Raw genomic sequence first — 21,453 nt, forward strand, 5'->3', positions numbered from 1 at the left:
TAAATCGATTATTTCTTCATTTTTTATTCTATTTATTCTGGCTAATTCGTCAACTAGACTCAAAGCTCATTTTTCCGTTCTCCAAAAGGACTGCACGAACACCATGAAACGCATTGTTTTGTTCCTGGCCACCAACATCGCCATCATGTTGGTCCTTGGCATCACCGTCCACCTGCTGGGCCTGAACCAATTCATGGCCGGCGGGCAACTCAACCTCACCATGCTGCTGGGCTTCTCGGCCGTGCTGGGCTTTGGCGGTTCATTCATCAGCTTGTGGATGAGCAAGACCATTGCCAAATGGAGCACTGGCGCCCAAGTCATTGACCAGCCCCGCAACGACACCGAACGTTGGTTGGTGCAAACCGTCGACCGCCTGGCACGCCGGGCCAACATCCCCATGCCCGAAGTCGCCATATTTGAAGGCGCCCCCAACGCATTTGCGACCGGGCCCAGCAAATCCAACAGCCTGGTGGCGGTCAGCACAGGCCTGCTGCAAAGCATGTCGCGGGAAGAGGCTGAGGCTGTGCTGGCGCACGAAGTGGCGCACGTGGCCAACGGCGACATGGTCACCCTCACGCTGATTCAAGGCGTGGTCAACACCTTCGTGTTTTTCATTGCCCGTGTGGTGGGCTTTTTGGTGGATCAAGCCCTACGCAAAGACGACGAGGAGTCCACCGGACAAGGCATGGGCTACTTCATCACCGTGATCGTGATGGAAATCACCCTGGGCATCTTGGCCTCCATCATCGTGATGTACTTCTCACGCAAACGGGAATTCCGGGCCGACGCCGGTGCCGCGCAGTTGATGGGCCAACGTCAACCCATGATCAATGCCCTGAAGCGCCTGGGTGGTTTGCAGTCTGGTGAGTTGCCCTCGCAAATGGCGGCTTCCGGTATTTCAGGAAAAGGCGGTGTGATGGCCCTGTTCAGCAGCCACCCACCGATTGAAGAACGCATTGCTGCCTTGAGCACACAAGGCTAAAACGAACATACAACTTGGTTTTGCCCTTTGCCGTGGTGGGTTGCCGGACCTGCCGCGGCGCTTTTTTTCCAGTGTCCAAACTGCTTAAAACAACACCCGGCGCGCGGTCCAGTAATGCCGCTTCCAATACGTTTCATCCAAGTTGTTCAAGGTCACCCCCTCGCTGGTGGACGCATGCAAAAACCAGCGCGAACCCAGGTAAATGCCCACATGGTTGCTGCGGCGCCCAGTCTTGAAAAACACCAAGTCGCCGGGCTGCATGGCCTCTTGAGCCACATCAAACCCCACATCGGCTTGCTGTTCGGTGGTGCGGGGCAGGTCCAGGCTCAGGCGTTGAGCCAGCGTGATTTGGGTGAATGCTGAGCAGTCCACGCCTTGTCGACTGGTTCCGCCCAAACGGTAGGGCGTGCCCTGCCAGGCTTTCAACTGCTCCAGCAGCGCTTCCTGAACGGTTCTCAGTGGCCCATCGGCCGGTGCAATCCGGGCGCCCTTGGGCAAGCGCTCGCCATCCATGGTCATGCCAGGCTTCAAACTCGAACAAGCGGGCAACACCGAGGCACAAGCCAGACCAACCAGCAACCACCCTGCACAGGCAGTGCTACGCAAAACGTCTTGAGTCCGCCTCAAACCACAGCCCTGCGCTCGGAGAACCGCAGCAACCCTTTGGCAAACCGGTACACCAGCCAAATGCACAGCACCCAGTACAACAGGAAGCCAACACCCACGACAAACAACAACAAGGCGGCAGCAAACCACACCATGCCGATCCAGAAGGTTGAAATCAGCCAGCGGTAGTGGCTTTCGTAAATCGTGCCCACAGCTTCTGGGCGCTTGATGTAACAAATCACCAACGCGATCAGGATGGGAACAAAGGCCGTGAAAATGCCGAGGGCGCCCAACAAATAGGCCACCAGCACAATCGTGCGGTTGCTGTCTTCACGGGGATCCGGGAGGTCATTCGATGTGTTCATGCCAAGGCGTCGGTGTTGTACAAACCTGATGGTAAATCAAGCGGGGACCAGTGATGAAACCCGAACACGACTCCAGTGGTTTTGTGGCTTGACGCCCGTGCAAATTGGAGTAAACACTCCAATCGAAACGACTGTTAACATGCTGATTTACAAGTGTTTTATTGACATCGAACGCTGTCAGCATTCGAAATTTCCGTTACTCATCAGTAACATTAAGCAGATGATTTGATTGTTGAATTCCCCGCTTTGAAAATATCGCTTGCCAGTTTAACAACAGGCGTATCTGCGTCTAACCCCTGTCAACGACACGCCAAAAACAAGGGTTTTAGGTTTTTTACCACGCTTGTCAGGGCTAACCCTCTCCCCTACACTGCACTGAGCAGTCCGTCGATTTACACCACATACAACAACATTTACCCCTTTCGGGAGACAGTTGACATGCGTCTCGTTTCATCCGGCTTCATCCCCGGCTTCACTGCTGCGACCCTGCTTGCAGCCCTGACTTGGGCACCTGTGGCCCAAGCACAAACAGCAACATCCAATTCAGCCACCAAAATTGAGAAAAAAACCGGCTTGGTGGATGTGAGCAAGGAGTACTGGCCCGAAGCCGGCAAATACCCGGTGCCCAACACCCCTTACCAACACACCCTGCGCTCGGTGTCGCTGGAGGACCTGGCCAAGCGCAATGTGCTGCCCTTGGGCATTTACCAGGGCACCCCACAACTGAATGCCAACAAGGACTGGTACGAGAAAAACTTCTACGCCACCCTGGCCGCAAAAAAAGTGTGGAACCCAGGCACCAGCCCCAAAACGCACCAGTTCCAGGGCCCCATTACCTGGAAATACGAACCCATTCCCCAACTGCCTCCCCCACCGTGTGACCAGCCCCAACCCACTGGCTACGACGCCGAGGGTTGCCGCTATGTGAACACCCTGTTCAAAGACGTGGAAGCCAAAGACCCTGCCAAGGCCAAACAACTGCGCGAGCAGGTGCGTCGTGGTCGAGACGTTTGGTTCAAAGGCACCTTTGGAAACCAGGACGAGCCTTACCTGCACTTCGCCCGCGCTGCGGGTGGACAGGACAAAATCTGGTACCCCTGGCTGGACACCCGTGAGCGCAAGCACCGCTTCACCAAGTACGGCCTGATCAACGACCCGGACTGCACCGAGGGCGATGCCTCCACCAACTGGTGGGACAAGTGCCCCGACCCGCACAGCAGTGGTGTGTTGGGCTACCGCCGCTACTACGCCGACCCGGTCAAGGACGAAAAAACCGGCAAGGTGGTGTTTGACCCGCAAACCTCCCCCTACCGCAAAGACGAATTGCAGAAAAACATGCGTTATGTGGTGGGTCACCCCTGCGTGCAGTGCCACGTGGGCATCGACCCCACCAACCCACCGAAAGACCCCAACCAACCGCGCTGGGAAAACCTGTCGGCCACGATTGGTAACCAACACATTGTTCAGCCCTTGATGTTCTTCCAGGGCACCGACCATGATGCCGTGGTTCGCCAAGTGCTGAAGGCCGGGCGCCCTGGCACCATTGACACCTCGCTGGTGGCCAATGACTTCCAGAACAACCCGGGCACCCAGAACAACATCATGGACTTCCAGAACCGCCGGGTTTTTGAACATGTCATGAAGGACCCCGTCACCGGAGAAATCAAGAAAGGCCTGACACAGCACGTGCTCAAAGGCGGCGAAGACTCGGTGGGTGATCGCTTGGCGCTAATCCGCGTGTACGTCAACATCGGCATGTGCACCGAAGAATGCTGGGCCCCCAACTTCCCAACACCGGGCAAGTTGTTTGGTAAAAAAGCCAGCCAAAGCCCGTTCTCCATCAAACAGTGCGCCGCCGAATGCGAGCCCTGGAACTACGCGGACGCGAAAATGGAAGACTTGGCTGCATTCCTCATCACCGGTGGCCCCACTTACCTGGGCAATGCAAAGGATGTGGATGGCTCAGCCGGCTTGAAGTATGTGGACTTCAGCAAAGTGCCCCAAGGCCGCAAAGTGTTTGCCCGTGAATGCGCCAGCTGCCACTCCTCCAAAGTGGCCCCGGAAAACATTCGCCGTGACAAAGTCGCACTGGAACGTTTCTATGACGGCCATGTGTTTGGTTCAGAGCAATTCTGGAAATACGAATTCACCGACGAGGAGCGCAACTCGGCCAAGTTTGTGGCGCAGTACATGGCCAAGGACGACAAAGGCAACTTGCGTCCCAAACAGTTCGCCAAAGATGGCGTGTTTGGTCAGGACTGGCTGGGCAATGATGAGCTGACGCCCTTCCACGAAATTGGTACCAACATGTGCCGTGCCCTGCACGACAACCACAACAAGGGCCACATCTGGGAAGAGTTTTCATCGGAAACCTACAAGCAACGCAAAAGCCCAGGCAAGGTGGATGTGACGATCAACCGCATGGTGCCCGGCTTGGGCGGCACCAAAGTGGGCGAACGTGAAATCACGGGTGGCCCTGGCTACCTGCGCAACATCAGCCTGCTGTCCGTGTGGGCCACCGCACCCTTCCTGCACAACAATGCGATTGGTGAAATGCCCGTGCAAAAAGACGGCACGCCCGACTCGACCGTGGCAGGCCGCATCAAGGCCTTCGAGCAAGCCTTTGATGAATTGATGATGAGCGACGACCCCAAGGTCAAGCCATCGCGTCCGGTGAAAATTTCCACCACCGACACCGACATCAAACTGGCCCTGCAAGAAGACCAGGGTGGCCTGGTCAAACTGCCAGTGAAGAAGGGCACGGAAATTGGCAAGTTCACCAGCAGCGACCCGCACCACCCACTCACGCAAAAGTGCGATGATTTGGTGGAGAACAAGGGCCATCAGTTTGGCGTATCACTCTCAAAGGACGAAAAGCGCGCCCTGCGTGAATTCTTGAAGTTGATGTAAACATGGCAAAACGAACACGGGTTTGGATGGCCTTGGCCACTGTGGTGGCAGTGGCTGCCGGGTGGAACTGGATGCGGGATGACCAGGCCCGCAGCCAGGCCAGTGTGACTGCGCTGGCCAAGGTGGCGGACAAAACTGATCCACACCTCGCGCTCAGCGCCACGGTGCTGGCCGACGGCGACCTCCCGCCGGAAGGCACCCGCTCCCTGTTCGACCATGTGGCCGCCCAAAACGGTGGCGTGCCTTACCCGTTCCCCAAACTGATTGAAGCCCTTCAAAAAATGAACCCGGAGGGTGCTCCCCCTGTGGCGGTGATGCTGCCCCATGGGCGGTCCTTGTTGAAAGGCCAGGCCGATGATGCACACCCCCGGGTACTGCTGGCTGCCGACTTCCAGGCGCCCAACACACCGGCTGCATTGGGGGTGAACGCGCGGGGCCAGTTGTTTTTGGGCTTTGTTGAAAACGCCAATGAAATTGAAGTGCTCAGCTACAACGAAGCGGCAGGCCGTTACGAATTTCAATTGGTGCAAGACTATTCGGCAACGGGTGCGCGCAAGCTGGTATACGCCCGTCGGCAAATTTGCCTGACCTGCCACCAAGGCGGTGCGCCCATTTTTCCGCAACGCCCCTGGAACGAGACCAACGCAGCCCCCGACACAGTAGAAGCCATGCTGCGCGCCCGCACCAAAGCCGGGCTGGACACTCAAACTTACCTTGGCTTACCCTTGCAGAACACACTCAGTTCGCCCGAGCGGTTTGATGAACTGACCGATGTGGGCAATTTCTTCGCGGCCACCCAAAAGCTGTGGCTGGATGGCTGTGGCGACCAAGGCAATACATCGGTCGATTGTCGAAAAACCATGCTCAAATTGGCGCTGCAATACAAGGTGCGTCCGGGCGAGTTCAAAGAAGAGGGGGCGCTGGTTGCACGTTTAAAAACCCTTCAAGCCAAAGCCTTGGGCGACCGCACCATCGCGGTGGCCGAGTCTGACCTCACCAACCGCGACCCGGTGGCAGAGCAACAAGGCATCAAGGGCTGGTGGCGCAACCTCACCACTGCACGCATTCAACTGGGCGATGGCGCCAAAAACAACGAAGACCTGGAAGCCTTTGACAAGCTGCCCAAGCTGCCTTTGGCGCTGGACCCGCTCACCAAACGCGCCCCCAAACGAATCCTGACCGCTGCCAATATTGATGGTGCCTACGGCTTGGCCAGCCTGCTGACCGAAAGCGATGTCAACACCCTGATGGAAGCAGCCAACTGGCAATTCGACAACCTGGCCAATGCAGTGGACAAGCTGCCCGACGCCCTGTTTCAGGCCAAGCCCTTTGAACGGGCCAAAACGGTTCAGGCCTTGATGAAAAGTCCGGAATTGCCCAAGGTACGCAGCAATGGCCCGGTTCAACTGGCGTATGTGTTCACGGATGTCAGCGACATGTCGCCACCCATTGCCACTGGCGTTCCCCCGCTGCAATTGAAAGCAGGCTCATCGCTTGAGCCTTTTGAAACCTATTGTTTCTCGTGCCATCGCGGTAACCCAGCCAAGCGCCTCAACTTCATGGGCGCGGACAGTGAAGACAAAGTACTGGCCCAAATGCGCGACAAAACCGAAATTCGGGACGCGCTGGACTGGGAACGCTATGAGGGCACCGAGAAGGCGTCGATGCTGATGCCACCCCGAGATTCAAAACAATATGCCCTGCTGGTTGAAGACCAGAAGAAAAACCCCAAGCTGCGAGAACAGATGCGGGCTGTCGTGCCCAGCCTGTTCGGCTTCTAAGCCAGAAGGAGTCCCCATGTTTCAAAGTACCCTGCAGCCCGCTTTGCGCAAGCTTGGCCTGTCTGCTGCACTGCTGGCCCTGTCCATGACTGCGGCACAAGCCCAGCCACTGTTTGCCAATTTGTACAAACAACAATATGGCTACGCCCCCGCCTGCACCGCCTGTCATCGGGACGGTGGCGGCTCCCCATTGAACAACTTTGGCAAGCAGTTCAAGGACGCAGGCGAAAGCCTGGCCGCCTTCACCAAAATTGCCGACCTGGATGCCGACGGCGATGGCTTTAAAAACGCTGTAGAAGCCATGGCCAAAGCCAACCCCGGCGTGAAAGAATCCACACCCAACAACAAAGGGGCATGGTTGGACATTTCCAGCCTGATTCCCAAAGAGGTGCAGGACCAGTTTCCGGATGTGAAGGAATACTTGCCACGCGATGCCTTCCTGACCCCACAAGACATTGAGCGGGCCAAGGGCATGGGTGCAGTGCTCAGCCAGAAGGACGACAACACCATTTACATACCGCTGAAGGACAAGCGCCCCGCTGGGGCGGCCTTGATTTTTCCGGCGGAGTACCAAGGCAAAGCCTTTTTCCTGATGCTGGTCACCGATCGGCAATTGACCATCACCAGCGTGCAGCCCATCAACACCCGCCAGGTGAAAGAGGCCGCCAACCCAGCGTTGTATGGCGGCTTCAAAGGCCTGGCGCTGGACAAGCTGACTGGGGGTGATGGCAAAGACCTGAAGGCTGCCGTGGCCAATGCGGTGAAGAAAGCAGGTACTCTGGTGTTTGTCCGATTGAAAACCGCCTGATAACACGGCAGGGAGTTGCAACGTGCTGAAGTGGATTCGACAAGCCGGGTTGATGTTGATGCTGTCCCTGGGCCTTGGGTTTGGCGCCAACCTGTGGGCAGCAGGCTCAACAGCTGAGCCTGCAACCCCGACCAACGCCGACGCATCCTTCGATTTCTTCAGCGACAAGCCTGTTGAAAGTCAGGATGTGGTGGTGATTCCGCCCGAGCAGTCCCATTGGATTACGGTGGGTGGCCCCATCGCCCTGCTGCTGTTCGGCGGTTTGATATTGTGGATCACGAAACTGCTCATCCCGTTTGACAAGCACTCGGTGGACATCAACCTGCGTAACTTTCCACCTGCTGCAAAGCGGGGCATGGCCATTGCTGTGGTGCTGTTTGGCATTGCATTTGCATTTGGCGCCAGCGAAATTTGGTATCAGATGCAATTTTTTGGCAGCTCGGCAGAATTCATCAAGGCCATGTCACTGGGCAAACTGATCGTGATGACCCACGCCCACCTGTTCGGCTTCACCACCGCCTTTTTCATCGTGGGCATTCCGTTCTCGATGCAGTTCAACCACATCCGCCTGTATCAGTGGATTTTCCCCATTGGCCTCACAGCATCCCTGATTGATGTGATGAGTTGGTGGGGCATCAAGTACATCGCCAACTCGTTCGAGATGGTGTCGATGGTGTGCGCGCTGCTCTTCTCGGGTAGCTACCTGTGGATGCTCATCGGCTTGCTGCGCACGCTGGCATTCCCGGAAGTGATTTGGGCATCCGACAAAGACCGTGCCTTGCGTGCTGAAGAGCTGAAACGCAAGAAAGCCGCCAAGCGGGAATTTCGGAAGTTTTTTAATTGATCGTGTCTGGGTGATGACTCCAAAGCCGAGTTTCTCACCCAGGCTGCTGCGCTGGTAACCTCTCAACCTTCATCGGGTTGAATGAGGCTACCCATGCCCCCCGCATTCCAATATTCAAAGTCCCGTTTTTCATGGCTGTTTGCGCCAGCCGTCTTGGTGTTGTGCGCACTCCCATTTCGTTCCGCGGAGGCGTTTTTGTTCAAAAAATATGTGTATTGCTCTCCCATGGTTGGAGAAGTCCATTGGGCTGGAAAACCCCTCCCGGGCCTCATCATCAAGCGCACTTTGAAAAGTGGTGGCTTTAAAGGTGGGCGCTACGACGATGAAACGGTGACAGATTCATCGGGGCACTTCGAATTGCCTGTTGTTGAAAATCGCCGCTTTGTCACACCCGATTTTTTTTCAGCAAATCCGCAAGTCTCACAAAGCGTAAAAACCTCGCTGGATGGTGTGGATTATTACCTTTGGTCTTGGTCCATCAACCAATTTGAATTGGGTGCCGAAGGATTTGGAAAACGGATGTTTTTTGATTGCGACCTATCCATCCATGAACTGATTGGCGGGACCCCATTGGTGAAATGCACAGTATCCGGAAGAAAGACCTATGAATGAACTTAACCCAGCCTCGGTTTATGAATTCGCGCGTCTGGGCTACGAGGCAAAGACATGTGATCAAGCTGAGCTAACGCGGCAGCTTCGTACATTCCCCCATTTGAAACTGGAGGCCAACTCGACAACCATCCTCACCGGCGCTGCTGGCTTTAAATCATCCACCCTCAGTGGGTTCGGCTTCTGGGTTGAGCTGGGTGGCGCTCGTCAGGGGGAAGTGGTTCTGGCCACACGGGGCACCATGGACAGCTGGGCAGACATCGAAACGGACATGGATTTTCCGTGTGTCTTGGGCCCAACCGGTCATCCAGTCCACCAAGGGTTTCAAAACACCTTTCAAAGCTACGTGCAGCAAATTGAGCACCTCATTCACCAACGGGGTCCCAACCGCAGACCCAAAGCCATTCACTGCATCGGTCACAGCCTGGGAGGGGCATTGGCAAACCTGAACGCCGCGGCATTCAATGAACTGGGGCTAACCACCTACCTTTACTCATTGGCGGCACCGCGCGTGGGGCGCTGGACCTATGCAGAGCATTTGAGCGGTTCGCTACCGGCAGCTCGGATCAGACGGATTGCAAACCAATCCGACGTTGTCACCATGGTCCCCTGTTTTCCCTACATGCACGCGCCCTATCAACATGGCCATGTTCTGCTGGACGGCAGTATGTTTAAAATCAGTGCCAACCAACACCGCCTGGGTGTTGGTTACACCAGCATGAAAAACCGAAGCTGGGACCAACTTCTGCGTGACACGCAAGGCAAACAGGAATTGTTGAAACAGCGATTGACCGGCGCATTGAGTGCAGGTGACGGCTTTATAGAGGGCCTAAGCCGTTTCACTGGTGCTATGTTTTCAGGTGAGTTGTTGAATGTACTAAGCAATGCCCTCCACCTGCTCATGAAGAGGGCTGGCGTGGGTGGATTGACATCTGTGCAGTTTTTCGGCACAGGCGCATTTACCACGCTGGATCAAATTGCTGAAATCCTTTGCAGCTATGCCCGGGGGGCAGCCAAAGCCACTCAACAAGTGAAGCTTTGGCTGAATGGCGTGATGGCTTTCTTGGGAAGAACCGGACAAGCGGTGGCCGATGCCTCCATCGGCACCATCCGCTATGTATTCAACCTATTGCGCAACGCCTTGGAACAATTGGCGAAACAGGCCCTTCAAAAAGCCCAATCACTTTAATAACCGCCGAGCTTGGCGAACTGAACCACCCAGTACGCCGCAATGCCCCACTGAACCACAAAGAATGCAAAACGTGCCTGCACAGCGATGTTGCTGGTTGAAATGAGGTGCACGGTGGACTGCAACACGCGGGCCCCCAACAGGATGCACGCCAAGCCGTCGGTCACGCTGGTGTTGCCGGTGGCCAAGGCCAACAGCAGCGGGCCTGCCAGGTATGGAAAGCCTTCGTACATGTTGGCGTGTGCGCGGCACAAACGCTGGGAAAACGGGCTGACGTCAGCGCCATCTGGGCTATAACTGTTGGCAGGGCGTTTGGTGAAGGTGGTCAGCCCAGCGCGGATCAACCAAATCATGCCGAGTAAAACCAAATACCAGGCAATCAAACCATTCAATGCCAAGGCTGTGTTGCTCATGCTGTCTCCTTGTTGTGTGTATTGAGCAAAATTAACAGCCTGTAGCATAGCGGTTTTCAGGGGTTGCAGGTCAAATCACTGCCTCCGCCATCGCACGATACAGGCCGCATCAATTCTCCGGTGCCTTCTGTGGCCGGTCGCCCAGGCCCCACTTCCATCACCACCCCGTTGATCACCCGGTTGGTCACGTTCTCGGTGCGCACCACAGACAAGGTTTGTTCTTGCCGTGCCAGCACCAAGGCACCCTGTGCAGAAATCAGTGCCGCCGATTCCTGCGGGGACAGCAGCAAGGACCCGTTGTAACTGACCGGAATTCGAGTCAAGTCACGGGCACCATCGTAAAAGAATGCATACACGCCCGGGTTGTCCGGACCGGACAAAAACACCACCTGCCCGGGCAACTGGGATGCGCCGTTGTGTGGCAGCACCGTGACGTAGCCCCCAAGGCCCTTCCGGCTGGTTTCCCCCACCGACACGGCGATGGCTGTTCCCGCCGCATTGGCGTTGCCACCACCTGCGCCAAAAGGGTAAACCTGGCTGGCGCCCAGGCGGCCACCTTGAACGCTTGGAATGGACAAGGTCAACCCGGGGAAGGATGCCTGCACCCCCGCGGCGGTGTCGTTGTAGGGCAAGCGCGCACGGATTTGACTACCAGCCGCCGTGCTCAAGCCGGCAGAGGCAATGGCCACCATGTCGGCCTCAACACCAGCCCCATCTACGGACAGGGGTGCTGCGTTTTGCACACTCGCAAGGCTCAAGCCTTGATCGGGCCGGTAAGAATACGCTTCACCAGGAGATGAACCCGCCAACACCGTCAAACTGCCCGCGATGTCATTCATTTGATTCAAAAACACCGACCCATTGCCAGGTGTCCTGAAGCCGAGTCGGCTACCGGCCTGTGTTCGAATGGTTCCACCAGTTTGCTCAATCACCGGTGCTGCAACGTCGATACGGCCCAGGCCCGTGGTGGGCTCTACAGCGTCCTTTCCGGAATACACGTCCAGCGTTGCTGGCAGCTTGAGCGCAACATTCGCCGACGACAAGGGTTGTGGAATGCCACGCGCCACAAAATTCAGTTGACCGGCACCCAAGGCCACGTTGCCATTCAAGCGGAGATTGCGCTCCACCTCCACAGTGCCACCAGCATCCAGCGCAAGCTGCCCCAGCGTCAAATCGCCCTGCGCCTTCAAGTCCAGCCGGTTGGCGGTCACATGCACATCGGACCCAAATTGATTGTTGTCACCGGTCAAGTCCACAACTCCGCCGACCGCATGGATGGTGGTTTGCCCGTCCACATGAACCTGTCCACCCTGGCTCACCGATTGAGCCTGAATCGTCAGTGCACCTCGGACCGTACTGTCACCCAATTGAAGCGCAGTGGCTTGCACCTGTGCATCGCCCTGCGTGTTCACCGCCAAAGGTCCATTCCACTGTGTGGCGTTCACTGTCAGCGAGGGTTGGTTGGATACAGAGGCTTCACCCTGGCCCACCAAAGTCAAGGTGCCATAAATGGCATTTTGTGGGTGATCCAAGTGAATGGCCGATGCCTGAATGGTGGCATCCCCCCAGTGCACACCATTGTTTGGACCGGTGTTCTGTTGAACCTGGCTGGCCATCACGTTCACAGCGCCTTGAACTTTGCTGTTGGCCAAACTGAGTTGATCCGCTTGCACGGTCAGCGATCCACCCACCTGCCCACCCAACGTCAGGTTTTCGCCCTGCACGTGCAAGTCATTTTGATCACTGAGCGTCGCCACCGCTTGAACGCCTCGGGTATTGCTCACCAACACCGTCTGTTTGAAATCGTTCTGGGCATTGTTCAGATTCACCTGGTTCGCGTCCAGCGCGGCAATGTCAACGGTCAGTGCACTTTTTTGCGAAATGGACTCGGCCTTTGCAGTCAACTGACCAATCCCGCCAGTGCTGTCAAACACCACGGCCCGTGCATCCAGCACCGCCTGTTGCAGGCCGTCCGAATGCAATGTCAACACACCGTCTGCCTTGGCGTCCAGGTGACTCACCTGTGTGCTGATCAACGCCACATCGCCACGGGCATTGAGTGTCAAGTCGTGCGCACTGGCCTCCACGGTTCTGGCTTGCGTTTGCAACGCCAGCATATTTTGGTCTGTGATTTGCACACGGTCTGCCGTCACACTGACCACACCGCCAAAATCATTCCGTGCATTGGTCAGTGCCACCGTGTTGGCCACCAGGGTGGTGCCGCCTGCCACCACCAAGGGTGCTGTTTGCACAATGCTGCCTGCTGTGACGTCCAGTGTTTTAAGGGGCCCAGTGGCCAAGGTGGCCTCGCCTGCAGTGCGCAGTTTGAGCGAATCGGCTTGACCACGCACGGTCAGGCTGCGCTGCGAATTCAACGCGACATCGGCGCCCTGCACGGTAACCTCACTGCCCAACCGGTTTGCAGCGTGCTGCAAGTCGATGCGCTGCGCATCAAACTGACTGGAGCCACCCACAACCAATGGGCCCACTTGCCCGATCGATTGGGGGGCGCTGACCCGCAGTGTGGACCCGACCTGGCTTTGGCCCAGCGTGATTTGATCGTCACCAACCAACTGCGCACTTTCTGCAGTCAGGGTCACGGTGCCCCCCCAATGGTTGTCCGCTCGTGTCAGTTCAACGGACTGACCCTTGAAATCGGCAGAACCCCGCGACTGTACAACACCAGCCTGTGAAATGTTTCCCGGTGTTTGCACAGACCATGCATCGGCCTGCCCTCGCAACAACAGGTCGGACTGGGCAGCCAGTGCAACAGTGCCGGCATCCACCACAACGGGTCCGGTCAACTGGTTTTGCGTGTTCGACAAAGCCACCTGCGCCGCTTGCAAGGTCAAGGGCCCAGCCACTGTGAATGCGCCGTTTTGCGCCAGCCGTTGCGCACCCAGGGTTGTGTCGCCCAGGGTGTTTAAACCGCCGGTACCCACGGTCAGGGTGTTGCCGGAATGGGCGTCCAAGGTGTTGGTTGTGCCGCTGACAGAATAGGACGATGTGCTGTCCAGCTTCGCCTGTTGGGTGTTCAACTGGACATTGCCCAGCCACTGGTTGCCCAAGTGTTGCAGAGTGACCGAGTGGGCCTGCAGATTGCTGTTTCCGCTGACCCGCAATGCACCCTGTTGGTCGATGGCTTGGTTGGTCTTCACCGTCAAACTGCCCACCGTGGTGGCATTGAAGTGAACCGAATCGGTGGATTGCACCGTGAGTGAATCCGCCTGAACCCCCAGCTGCAACGCTTGATTGGCCACCACATCCACCTGGCCAGCATTCACGGTCAAACCACCGCTCACCACCGGGTTGGCCAACTGAACACGCCCCGTGGCCGCCAGGTTCGCATCGTTGGCGGTCAGGTTAACCTTGCCAGACCATGTGTTGTTGGCATTGGCCAATGCGACTTGGTCGGCCGACACCGTGAGATCGCCGCCAATCGACAAGGCAGCATTGTTGGACATCGATTGCGAGACGGCCGACTGTGAGACTGTGTTTGCTGCAAACACCACATCGCCATCCACTGTCAAGCCGGTTGAGGCGATGGTGAGGTGTTGAGCACGGACCTGCACATGATCTGCCGTTCCGCCCAGTTGCACATCGCCTTGGGCTGTTAGTTGCGCACCACCGCCTGCAAGATTGACCCCCCCCTGAAACTGGTTTTGTGCATGGTCCAAGGTGAGGGCATTGGCTGTAAACGTTGCAGGGCCAGCCACATGGACCGCTTGGGTCTGACCGACCAAGTCGGCCTGAACAGACAAGGCCCCATCGACCGTACCGGCCAGCATGATCTGGTCGCCCTGCGCAACCAGCGCTTGCGCTTGCGTCACGCCGGCCGTGTTGATCACACTGGGATTGCCATGGGCATTGCTGCGGGCCACCAGCATCACGGTGCCATCGGGCGCATTGATTTGCCCCAACTGCTGAATAAAGGCCTGCTCATGTCCTGCGTCCACCTGAAAGGCGATGAAGTCCCCCTGCAGGTTGGCAGTGACCGCACTGGCTGCCAACAGGCTGACTTGCCCACCGGGGCTGGTGCGCAAGGTACCCGTGTTCGACACGCTGGGGGCAACAAAGACCAGTTGTTGCCCCTCAATCACACCATCCACTTGAATGCTGCCCGCGTTTTTATCGGCAGTCAGCGTTAGATTGCCCTGTTTAACAGGCCCCTGCGTGTCCAGCGTAGAGGCCACCAAAGCCCCCACACTGACTTGGGCATTGGGCCCAAACACAATGCCGTTTGGATTGATCAAAAAAACGCGACCATTGGATTTCAATTGGCCAAAAATGTTGGACGCTGTGCTGCCTGTGACCCGATTGAGCATCACCGCCTGACCATCCGGCTGAACAAACTGAACTGTTTCGCCTTCGGGCACCGAAAAGTTTTTCCACAACACCGTCGCCACTGGCGTGTCGGCTTTCTGATTCACCAGCAGGGTGTTTTTGACCGAGGTGTCCAGCGTGACGCCACCCCCAGGGTTGGCCTGATATTCGGGCAAGGCCAGCGCGGCACCGGAACAGGTCCACAACAGGGCAGCGGCCAGGGGCTTTCGCTTGAATGCGCGCACGATGAAAATCTCCAATCAGAAGTTGTAGGTGACGGTGGCAAACAGGCGAGGGGTTTGCACCTTTGGGTCGGACTTGGGCTGCCCCTGAAGTGGCCAAGCCACACTCACATTGAGTGCAAACTGTCGGGTCATGTCCCACGACCAGGAAAAGCCATACCCGGCCAGTTCATCCAGATTGTTGAAGCCCGATGGGCGTCCCGATGCATCGTTGCGATGGTGTACACGCCCCTGGTCGTAGAAGGCGTTCAATGACATGTTCCGACCAGCCTCGCCCAACCAGGCATGATTCAAAATGTGCCGAAGCTCCAGCGTGGCCAACGTACAGGTGTCACCCGCCGCCTCGCCTTGTGCAAAAGCGCGCACAGCGGTCGATCCACCCAAGGCACATTGGTCGCTGCTGTCCAGGTTGTCGTAGGCGTCCTGGCCGCGAACATGCGCCCACAGCATCCACTGACCGGCAATCAGGGTCTGCAAACGGGACAGGCTGTATTGACTGCGCAGTGACCGGGGTTCATCGTCCAGACCAAAGGGGCGGCCTGCCGGATAAAAAGTTTTGCTTTGCTCAAGCGTCCAGTTGAAAAAACTCAAGCCGCCACCGAAGGCGGCATCCCGTGCATCGCCGGAGAGGGCCAACCGAAGACTGTCAATGGTTTTTCGGGTCTCCAAACCTGCCAGCGATTGTCGATCGGTCAGGGTGCGATGGTCCTGTCCAGCCAGTGCAAACAGGTTCAGGTTTCGGGATCGAATGAGCGGATACAAACCAAACACACCCACGGTGCTGGCATCCCCATTCAGGCCCAACGGAAAATCATTGTTGTTCAGTTGATAATGAACGGTGGATGCATTGAGCCCCAATTTAAAGCCATCGGCACCCACCGGCACGGTGTAACCCAACAGTGAAAACTCCAGACCACCGGTGTCCGATTGCAGGTGGCTGAACGACAATGAATCGCCCAACCCCAGAGGGCTTTCCCAATATCCGGAGAGCGTGGCGCGATTGCTGCCCGCGTAGCGCGAGCCATTGGCATCCAGCGCCAAGCTGCCTGACAACACTTCACCTTGGGAAGGCATGGCCACCAACACGGCAGTGCCGGGTTGATCGCCTGGTTTCACCGCAAAGCGGACATGGACTCCACGCAGGTCATTGAGCAAGAACACTACGCGCTCTACCTCAGACACGCGAATGATTTGACCGGGTTTCAAGGCATTGAGGTGTGCTTCAATCACACTGCGTTTTACACGGAGCTCCTCCGCAGGCCACTGCACTTCCACCTTTTCCAACACGCCGGGCAGTACCTGTATGCGGACCACGCCATTGCTGACGTTTTGCGCAGGCAGATAGGCATAGGCCAAATACAGTCCAAGGTCGCGTTGCAAATAGGCAGTGACCACCTGAACCGCATTGGACAAGTCCTCGAAATGACGCCCCTTCCCCGTGTACGCTTGAAGTTGTTGGTGCAGGGCTTCACTGTCCGCTGGTGCGTAGCCCACAATCTCAAAACGCTCAACGTCCACCGACACGTCGCTCAATGGTTTGGCCAGCTCCGGCGACACACTGGCCGGCAAAGCGGCTGAATGGTCAGACTCCGCAGGGCGCCCACGCTGTTCCTGCATGGGCATGGACTCGTTGAGCAGCGACGCTGGCGTGCTGACCTGTGCACCGGCCAAGGACTGCCATCCAATGCCTGCACACCCCAATAACACCGTCAGTAAACGCATTGCTCAATTCCCGAAAAACGCAAAAGTTGCATTCAACAACAAGGGTGCCGAAACAACGAATGGCATCGTTGGATCAGCATCAACCTGCTGAACTAACCCATACCCGCCTATGCGGATAGCCGAACCAACAAGGTGGTGAGGTTGTCTGCACGCCCGGCTGCGCGCCTGCGCACCACGTCGTGCAAGTGCTTCACGGCGCTTTCAGCGCTGGGGGTGCATGCAACGATGGCAGCCAGTTCCCCGTCGGTCACCTGTTCCCATACACCATCCGAGCACAGCGCAAACCAGTCGCCAGGCTGCAAGGGGGCGTTGCACTCATCCACTTGAATCGCCAAGTCGGCGGTGGGTTGACCCAATGCGCTGTAGAGGGTGTTTCGGCTCACGGTCGACCAGTCACCTGGATGATCTTGTTGCCACTGCAACACACTGTGGTCGCGTGTTTTGAAAACCACGCGCCCAGCCTGCCCCCAATACAAGCGCGTGTCGCCCACATGCACCCACGAAGCCATTGGGGCCTGCAGGTCGATCATCAACATACACACGGTGGAATGCATGTCCGACAAGGCGGGATTGAGAATCTGCTGGGTCAACACTTGCTGATTGCAATCCCGTACCCAAGCCGTCAAAGCGGTCCGCGCAGGCACCTTGTGCACATCGGGGCAGTGCGTCAGTGCCATGTCGACCACCAGTCGAGCAGCAGCCTCGCCACCGCGATGTCCGCCTGCACCATCGGCCACCACCCCCACAAATTGCCCAGACTGAACATGCCAAACCACGGCATCCTGATTGCTGGGCCGATCGCCTTGCTCACTGAGGGCATAGACATCAAGCTCAAGCTGTGCGCCTTTGCTCCACTGCACAGTGTGTTCCACCGGTTATCCGTCCTGCTGTGGCTGGGGTGGATCGCGCAACGCGTCCTCCAGCAGGGTTGCAAAAGGCAAAGAGCGCTCACCCCGCAAATGTTGAAACTGCTGGCAGTACAGGTCCCACATGCGGGCCTTGCGGTGAACGCCGATTGGCAGTGTGATGCCGCTCATTCGCTCCAGCTGCCGCTCAATGTGACGGGGTGCCAAATGCTGGTCGAGTTTTCCCATCAACTGGCGAATGGCGTTGAGCAGGTGACCAGACTCACTCAGCAGGTCGCTCGACAATTCCTCAAAGGCCTGGTCGGCTGGCAGGTGGGCCGCTGGATCCGGCTCAAGCAGGTTGCTCAGCGCCTGCGGTACACTCACCGCCACCTTGAGTGGGTTGTTTGATCGCGCGCGGATGGTGGTTTGATGTCCACCCAATTCCTGACGCATCAATCGCCGCGCCTCCAGCAACGACAGCAGCAACGCCAGGCTTTGGTGAATCACCACTTTCAGCCGTTCAGTGTGGGTCTCGTTCCAGGGTTCAACAAACCCCAGCCCCAAGGCTTCCACCCAGTCAACCGTGGACATCGGTGCCGGTGCGGGCATGGGTTCACGCGTAACACGCTGCTGTACGGGCGGCTGTGCAGGCGGCTGTACAGACTTTGGCAACTCCAGATCGTCCAGCCACAGGTGATGAGACTGCACCGGGGTACGCAACGGCAAAGATAGCGATGCATCCGCGGGGGGAGCCGACATGGACACATCACCTGCACCCAACACGGCATCAATCGACCAGGTGCCTTTTTCCAACGGGTCGTGTAGCCAGGCCGATTCGTCTGGCGCGGAAGGCTGAAGACTCCAGACCACCGCCGGCATTGCTTCACGCTGAATAAAATGCACCTGATAAGGCCCCAGTTCCAACACATCCCCTGGTTCCAGCAGATGGCGTTTGCCCACTTGCAACACCTCACCGTGGCGCTGTGTGGGGTTGGAACCGCGTGGAGTCCAATACACCCGGTCTTGGTGCCGTTCAATCAGGGCATGTTCCCGGGAAATGACACGACTGGGGTCGGGTATTGAATAACGGCAGTTGGGTGCACGGCCCAACACGCCACTGCCGGGCCCGACTGGCAACACCAGTGGAGTAGCCAGTGGGGAATCCACGCCCATCGACGGTGCGTCTGTCACAACCCGGAATTCATATTCAAGCGGCATGGCCATCACCTCAGGATATAAATGTTGTCGGGCAACACAGCCAGGTGATGCGGCCAAACCCACACCCCTTCGCCGTTTGCCGATTGAAAACGCAGCAGATCATCTCCGGCCGCATTGCAAAGCCGGTGAAGGGCTGACCTGCGCTGAGGTTGAAACACCCACTGCGCCGGATTTCGGATGGTCTCATCCAGGACATGGCCTTCCATCAAAACCTGAAGGTGATGGCCGAAGGCGTGTTGGTGCGTTGAATGGTCCTGCCCATAGGCCAGCGACAATTCACGGTTTCGTCGGGTGTACAGCGGAAACAGTGCGTTCAGATCACGGGCATCCCAGGCGGCAATCCACCGAAGAAGAAAATCCTCCAGCCGGACTTGCAGATGCTCGGTTGTCAGCGGCGGCGGTACATTCAGGAAATCCCACACCGGGAAACGCACAGGCAGATCGAACGCAGCATCCAGCACACGCTGTCGCTCCAGACGCTCACCGCAGGCCAAGCTCACTGCGAATTCATGCAAGGCCTCGGGCTCAACCCATGTTTGGTCGCCCCGGTGTTTGTGCAACACCAAACGGCAGCGCAACTGCAGCGCCTTATTGAGCCGCTGGGTGGGGTTGTTGGGCACGGTGATGCGCAAACGATTTTCACCGGCGCACACAAACTCATGAATGGGTTTGGCAAATGGCTGCCCAGCGGGAACAGCACCCACCGTCAAGCCATTGAGTCGAATCTCCACCCGTTGGTCCACAGGCTCGAGGACCAGGCACAGCAACTTATCCATGCACAGTCTCCCAATGCTGCAGGGTTTGCTCGCTGCCCAGCTGAAGTCGGCGAGACGACACACCGGTCCAGGGGCACCATCCCATCACCTCCGCAGTCGGCGGTTGATAATGGAGGCTCGCACTGGCCTGCACCTGCCCCATGACATGTCGCCAAAGCTGCAAGCACAATCTCAATGCACCCGCTTGGCGTTCAAACAACTGCCATTCAGGCCAGCCCGGTTTTCGCACCGACTCCAACGTCACGTTCAAAGGCCATGTGCATGCATATGACCAAAATGGCTGACCTGGCAGCAATTGCTGGGTGGCGCAAGAGGTTGAACCCGATTCCTGTTGTGCCAGCGCCGGTTGTACTCGCAAGGACAGTTCAAGCAACTGCGAACCCACCAAACCCTGAATCGTGACCAGCGGGGGCAACTCGACAGGCTGCCCGGGGCCTGCATTCCATTGGCTTTCAACGAACCACTGCCAATTCATTTCCAGCGGGGCGGGTGAATGTGTCCATTGCCCTTGTATGTCGGCGTGCACTTGAAGCATCGCCCACAGCGCGTGGTTGTGCGCCTGCCCGGGCGTTTGCACCAACCATGGTCCTAACCACTCAGCCGGTTTTAGTGGCTCATCCACAGTGCATTGCATGGGGCAGCATTCCACCTGTTCCTGCGGCCCACTCCGCAAAACAGGTGCCCCCCTTGCCCAGTCCACCTGAAAATACAGGGCTCGGTCATCGATGACCTGCAGGGTTTGCAAGGGGTATTGGGCTGATGCATCGCTGGCTGTGCATACGGGCCATTCACCCAGTAGCGGATGGTGAGGTAGGTAACGGGTCGACGCTGCTTGGCGAAGCACTGCCGCACAATCGGCGGGCATTTTCGGCAGCGGGTGAGCGTCTACCGAGGGAACAGCACCGCTGCCCATTAAACTGCGAACAACGGGATGCCCGGGCTTGCTACCCAATGCTGAGGCGCTGAGCAACCACTCAGCCCAGTTGACGGCACCGCCACCGGTACCCAATGCATTCCGTGCAAAACCCATGTCGGCAAATTGCAAATGCACAGTCATCAGCCCCTCCAGCAAACCCCGTGCTTGGTCGGGCGGGCCAAGCTGCCCTGGCGACTCTGTCAGCGCTTGGTACAGCTCGCCGGGGCTCCACAGGCCCAAGGGTCTGGCGCTTCCAGACAAGGTTTGGAGGTATGCATGGCTGAGCAAACTGGCAGCAATATCATGCGCACTGGCCATTGGGTGGGCTTTCGCAAGGCAGAGCCACTGCACATGCAAGGGATCGGTTCCCGAGGGTGTTTGGACGCCGGCAGCAGCCATGGCTGTACACAAGGCTTGTGCATGCAAACGGGCCGATAGTGCATGCAATGAATCTCCACCAGCTTCTGTATGGGAAGGATCAGAACAACCAGGCACGATGGGATGAAGATTGTTCATTGCTGGTTGCGAATTTACGGGGCATCGCAGTGTCTCCCAAACCTGTTGGCGGCGCATGCTGATGGCCTGCAAACCGACCCACCAACCCGCAGCATCGCCAGTCTGCAGGCACAAGGCCAGATAATCGGGCACATACCACGGTGCCCACACCGCATCCCCTTGAATGGTTCTACAGCGATTCAGGCGGCGCAGCGTGGCTTTGGGTGAGACCGAATCGTCGGCCAACCAAAACACCACGCCATCCTGTGAAGCACTCCACGGAAGGGGCAACGTCTGCGGGTCGGCATGGCTTGCAGACAGACACCACACCTGCAGACAGTCGGCCAACCAAACACGCTCCCCCGGTGAACGAAGATTCAACATCCAATCTGCCTGGGGTTGACTG

16 protein-coding genes are annotated in these 21,453 nt (G+C 57.5%); 7 read left to right on the top strand and 9 right to left on the bottom strand.

The genetic code is table 11. The annotated features are described in order from the left end of the window. Window positions 1-103 precede the first annotated feature (103 nt). Window positions 104-982 carry a protease HtpX gene (gene htpX, locus VGE55_RS14550; RefSeq protein ID WP_331132392.1) on the top strand — a complete coding sequence of 293 codons (879 nt, stop codon included), beginning with the start codon at window positions 104-106 and terminating at the stop codon, window positions 980-982. Window positions 983-1,066: 84 nt separating this feature from the next. Here the strand turns inward: htpX and VGE55_RS14555 are convergent, their stop codons facing one another. Both VGE55_RS14555 and VGE55_RS14560 read right to left on the bottom strand, forming a co-directional pair. Then, entirely contained in the window at window positions 1,067-1,588 is a 522-nt protein-coding gene (locus VGE55_RS14555; RefSeq protein ID WP_331132393.1) for an NlpC/P60 family protein, read from the bottom strand. A 17-nt stretch (window positions 1,589-1,605) separates the two neighbouring features. Next, window positions 1,606-1,953 (bottom strand): hypothetical protein, encoded by a 348-nt coding sequence (locus VGE55_RS14560; protein ID WP_331132394.1) that lies wholly within the window; start codon window positions 1,951-1,953, stop codon window positions 1,606-1,608. A 438-nt stretch (window positions 1,954-2,391) separates the two neighbouring features. On the opposite strand from VGE55_RS14560, the gene VGE55_RS14565 reads away from it, so the two are divergent. From VGE55_RS14565 to VGE55_RS14590, 6 genes are all read left to right on the top strand, one after another. Beyond that, window positions 2,392-4,863, top strand: coding sequence for a hypothetical protein (locus VGE55_RS14565; protein WP_331132395.1), 2,472 nt, complete (start codon window positions 2,392-2,394; stop codon window positions 4,861-4,863). 2 nt (window positions 4,864-4,865) lie between these two features. Continuing rightward, complete coding sequence (locus VGE55_RS14570; RefSeq protein WP_331132396.1) at window positions 4,866-6,644, top strand: hypothetical protein; 1,779 nt, start codon at window positions 4,866-4,868, stop codon at window positions 6,642-6,644. Between the two features lie 16 nt (window positions 6,645-6,660). Continuing rightward, window positions 6,661-7,452: a hypothetical protein gene (locus VGE55_RS14575; protein ID WP_331132397.1), complete on the top strand. Its 792-nt coding sequence runs from the start codon at window positions 6,661-6,663 to the stop codon at window positions 7,450-7,452. A gap of 22 nt (window positions 7,453-7,474) precedes the next feature. Next, the gene (locus VGE55_RS14580) at window positions 7,475-8,296 is read left to right on the top strand and encodes a hypothetical protein (RefSeq protein WP_331132398.1); all 822 of its coding nucleotides are present in this window, start codon (window positions 7,475-7,477) and stop codon (window positions 8,294-8,296) included. 195 nt (window positions 8,297-8,491) lie between these two features. Continuing rightward, complete coding sequence (locus VGE55_RS14585) at window positions 8,492-8,908, top strand: DUF6795 domain-containing protein (protein ID WP_331132399.1); 417 nt, start codon at window positions 8,492-8,494, stop codon at window positions 8,906-8,908. Beyond that, window positions 8,901-10,094 carry a lipase family protein gene (locus tag VGE55_RS14590; RefSeq protein ID WP_331132400.1) on the top strand — a complete coding sequence of 398 codons (1,194 nt, stop codon included), beginning with the start codon at window positions 8,901-8,903 and terminating at the stop codon, window positions 10,092-10,094. Before VGE55_RS14585 ends, VGE55_RS14590 begins: the two co-directional genes overlap by 8 nt. Here the strand turns inward: VGE55_RS14590 and VGE55_RS14595 are convergent. The 7 genes from VGE55_RS14595 to VGE55_RS14625 all read right to left on the bottom strand — a co-directional run bounded on the left by VGE55_RS14595 (window position 10,091) and on the right by VGE55_RS14625 (window position 21,431). Beyond that, entirely contained in the window at window positions 10,091-10,507 is a 417-nt protein-coding gene (locus tag VGE55_RS14595) for an MAPEG family protein (protein WP_331132401.1), read from the bottom strand. The two genes, VGE55_RS14590 and VGE55_RS14595, sit on opposite strands and share 4 nt — an antisense overlap. A gap of 56 nt (window positions 10,508-10,563) precedes the next feature. Continuing rightward, entirely contained in the window at window positions 10,564-15,075 is a 4,512-nt protein-coding gene (locus tag VGE55_RS14600; RefSeq protein WP_331132402.1) for a filamentous hemagglutinin N-terminal domain-containing protein, read from the bottom strand. Between the two features lie 15 nt (window positions 15,076-15,090). Continuing rightward, entirely contained in the window at window positions 15,091-16,794 is a 1,704-nt protein-coding gene (locus VGE55_RS14605) for a ShlB/FhaC/HecB family hemolysin secretion/activation protein (protein ID WP_331132403.1), read from the bottom strand. A gap of 107 nt (window positions 16,795-16,901) precedes the next feature. Further along, a complete protein-coding gene (locus VGE55_RS14610; protein ID WP_331132404.1) occupies window positions 16,902-17,666 on the bottom strand; it encodes a PP2C family protein-serine/threonine phosphatase in 765 nt (254 codons plus the stop codon). A gap of 3 nt (window positions 17,667-17,669) precedes the next feature. Continuing rightward, window positions 17,670-18,860 carry a type VI secretion system-associated FHA domain protein gene (locus VGE55_RS14615; RefSeq protein WP_331132405.1) on the bottom strand — a complete coding sequence of 397 codons (1,191 nt, stop codon included), beginning with the start codon at window positions 18,858-18,860 and terminating at the stop codon, window positions 17,670-17,672. Window positions 18,861-18,865: 5 nt separating this feature from the next. Next, window positions 18,866-19,636, bottom strand: a complete 771-nt coding sequence (locus tag VGE55_RS14620) for a hypothetical protein (RefSeq protein WP_331132406.1) — start codon at window positions 19,634-19,636, stop codon at window positions 18,866-18,868. Then, entirely contained in the window at window positions 19,629-21,431 is a 1,803-nt protein-coding gene (locus VGE55_RS14625) for a hypothetical protein (protein ID WP_331132407.1), read from the bottom strand. The genes VGE55_RS14620 and VGE55_RS14625 overlap by 8 nt, the downstream gene beginning before the upstream one ends. Window positions 21,432-21,453 lie beyond the last annotated feature (22 nt).

The sequence above is a fragment of the Limnobacter sp. genome, assembly GCF_036405155.1.
Classification (GTDB): Bacteria; Pseudomonadota; Gammaproteobacteria; order Burkholderiales; family Burkholderiaceae_B; genus Limnobacter.

What these genes read in the sequence shown, in the direction of transcription:
- htpX (WP_331132392.1), top strand. Translation starts at nt 104, where the DNA reads ATGAAACGCATTGTTTTGTTCCTGGCCACCAACATCGCCATCATGTTG.
- VGE55_RS14560 (WP_331132394.1), bottom strand. Translation starts at nt 1,953, where the DNA reads ATGAACACATCGAATGACCTCCCGGATCCCCGTGAAGACAGCAACCGC.
- VGE55_RS14565 (WP_331132395.1), top strand. Translation starts at nt 2,392, where the DNA reads ATGCGTCTCGTTTCATCCGGCTTCATCCCCGGCTTCACTGCTGCGACC.
- VGE55_RS14570 (WP_331132396.1), top strand. Translation starts at nt 4,866, where the DNA reads ATGGCAAAACGAACACGGGTTTGGATGGCCTTGGCCACTGTGGTGGCA.
- VGE55_RS14575 (WP_331132397.1), top strand. Translation starts at nt 6,661, where the DNA reads ATGTTTCAAAGTACCCTGCAGCCCGCTTTGCGCAAGCTTGGCCTGTCT.
- VGE55_RS14590 (WP_331132400.1), top strand. Translation starts at nt 8,901, where the DNA reads ATGAATGAACTTAACCCAGCCTCGGTTTATGAATTCGCGCGTCTGGGC.
- VGE55_RS14595 (WP_331132401.1), bottom strand. Translation starts at nt 10,507, where the DNA reads ATGAGCAACACAGCCTTGGCATTGAATGGTTTGATTGCCTGGTATTTG.
- VGE55_RS14605 (WP_331132403.1), bottom strand. Translation starts at nt 16,794, where the DNA reads ATGCGTTTACTGACGGTGTTATTGGGGTGTGCAGGCATTGGATGGCAG.
- VGE55_RS14615 (WP_331132405.1), bottom strand. Translation starts at nt 18,860, where the DNA reads ATGCCGCTTGAATATGAATTCCGGGTTGTGACAGACGCACCGTCGATG.
- VGE55_RS14620 (WP_331132406.1), bottom strand. Translation starts at nt 19,636, where the DNA reads ATGGATAAGTTGCTGTGCCTGGTCCTCGAGCCTGTGGACCAACGGGTG.
- VGE55_RS14625 (WP_331132407.1), bottom strand. Translation starts at nt 21,431, where the DNA reads ATGTTGAATCTTCGTTCACCGGGGGAGCGTGTTTGGTTGGCCGACTGT.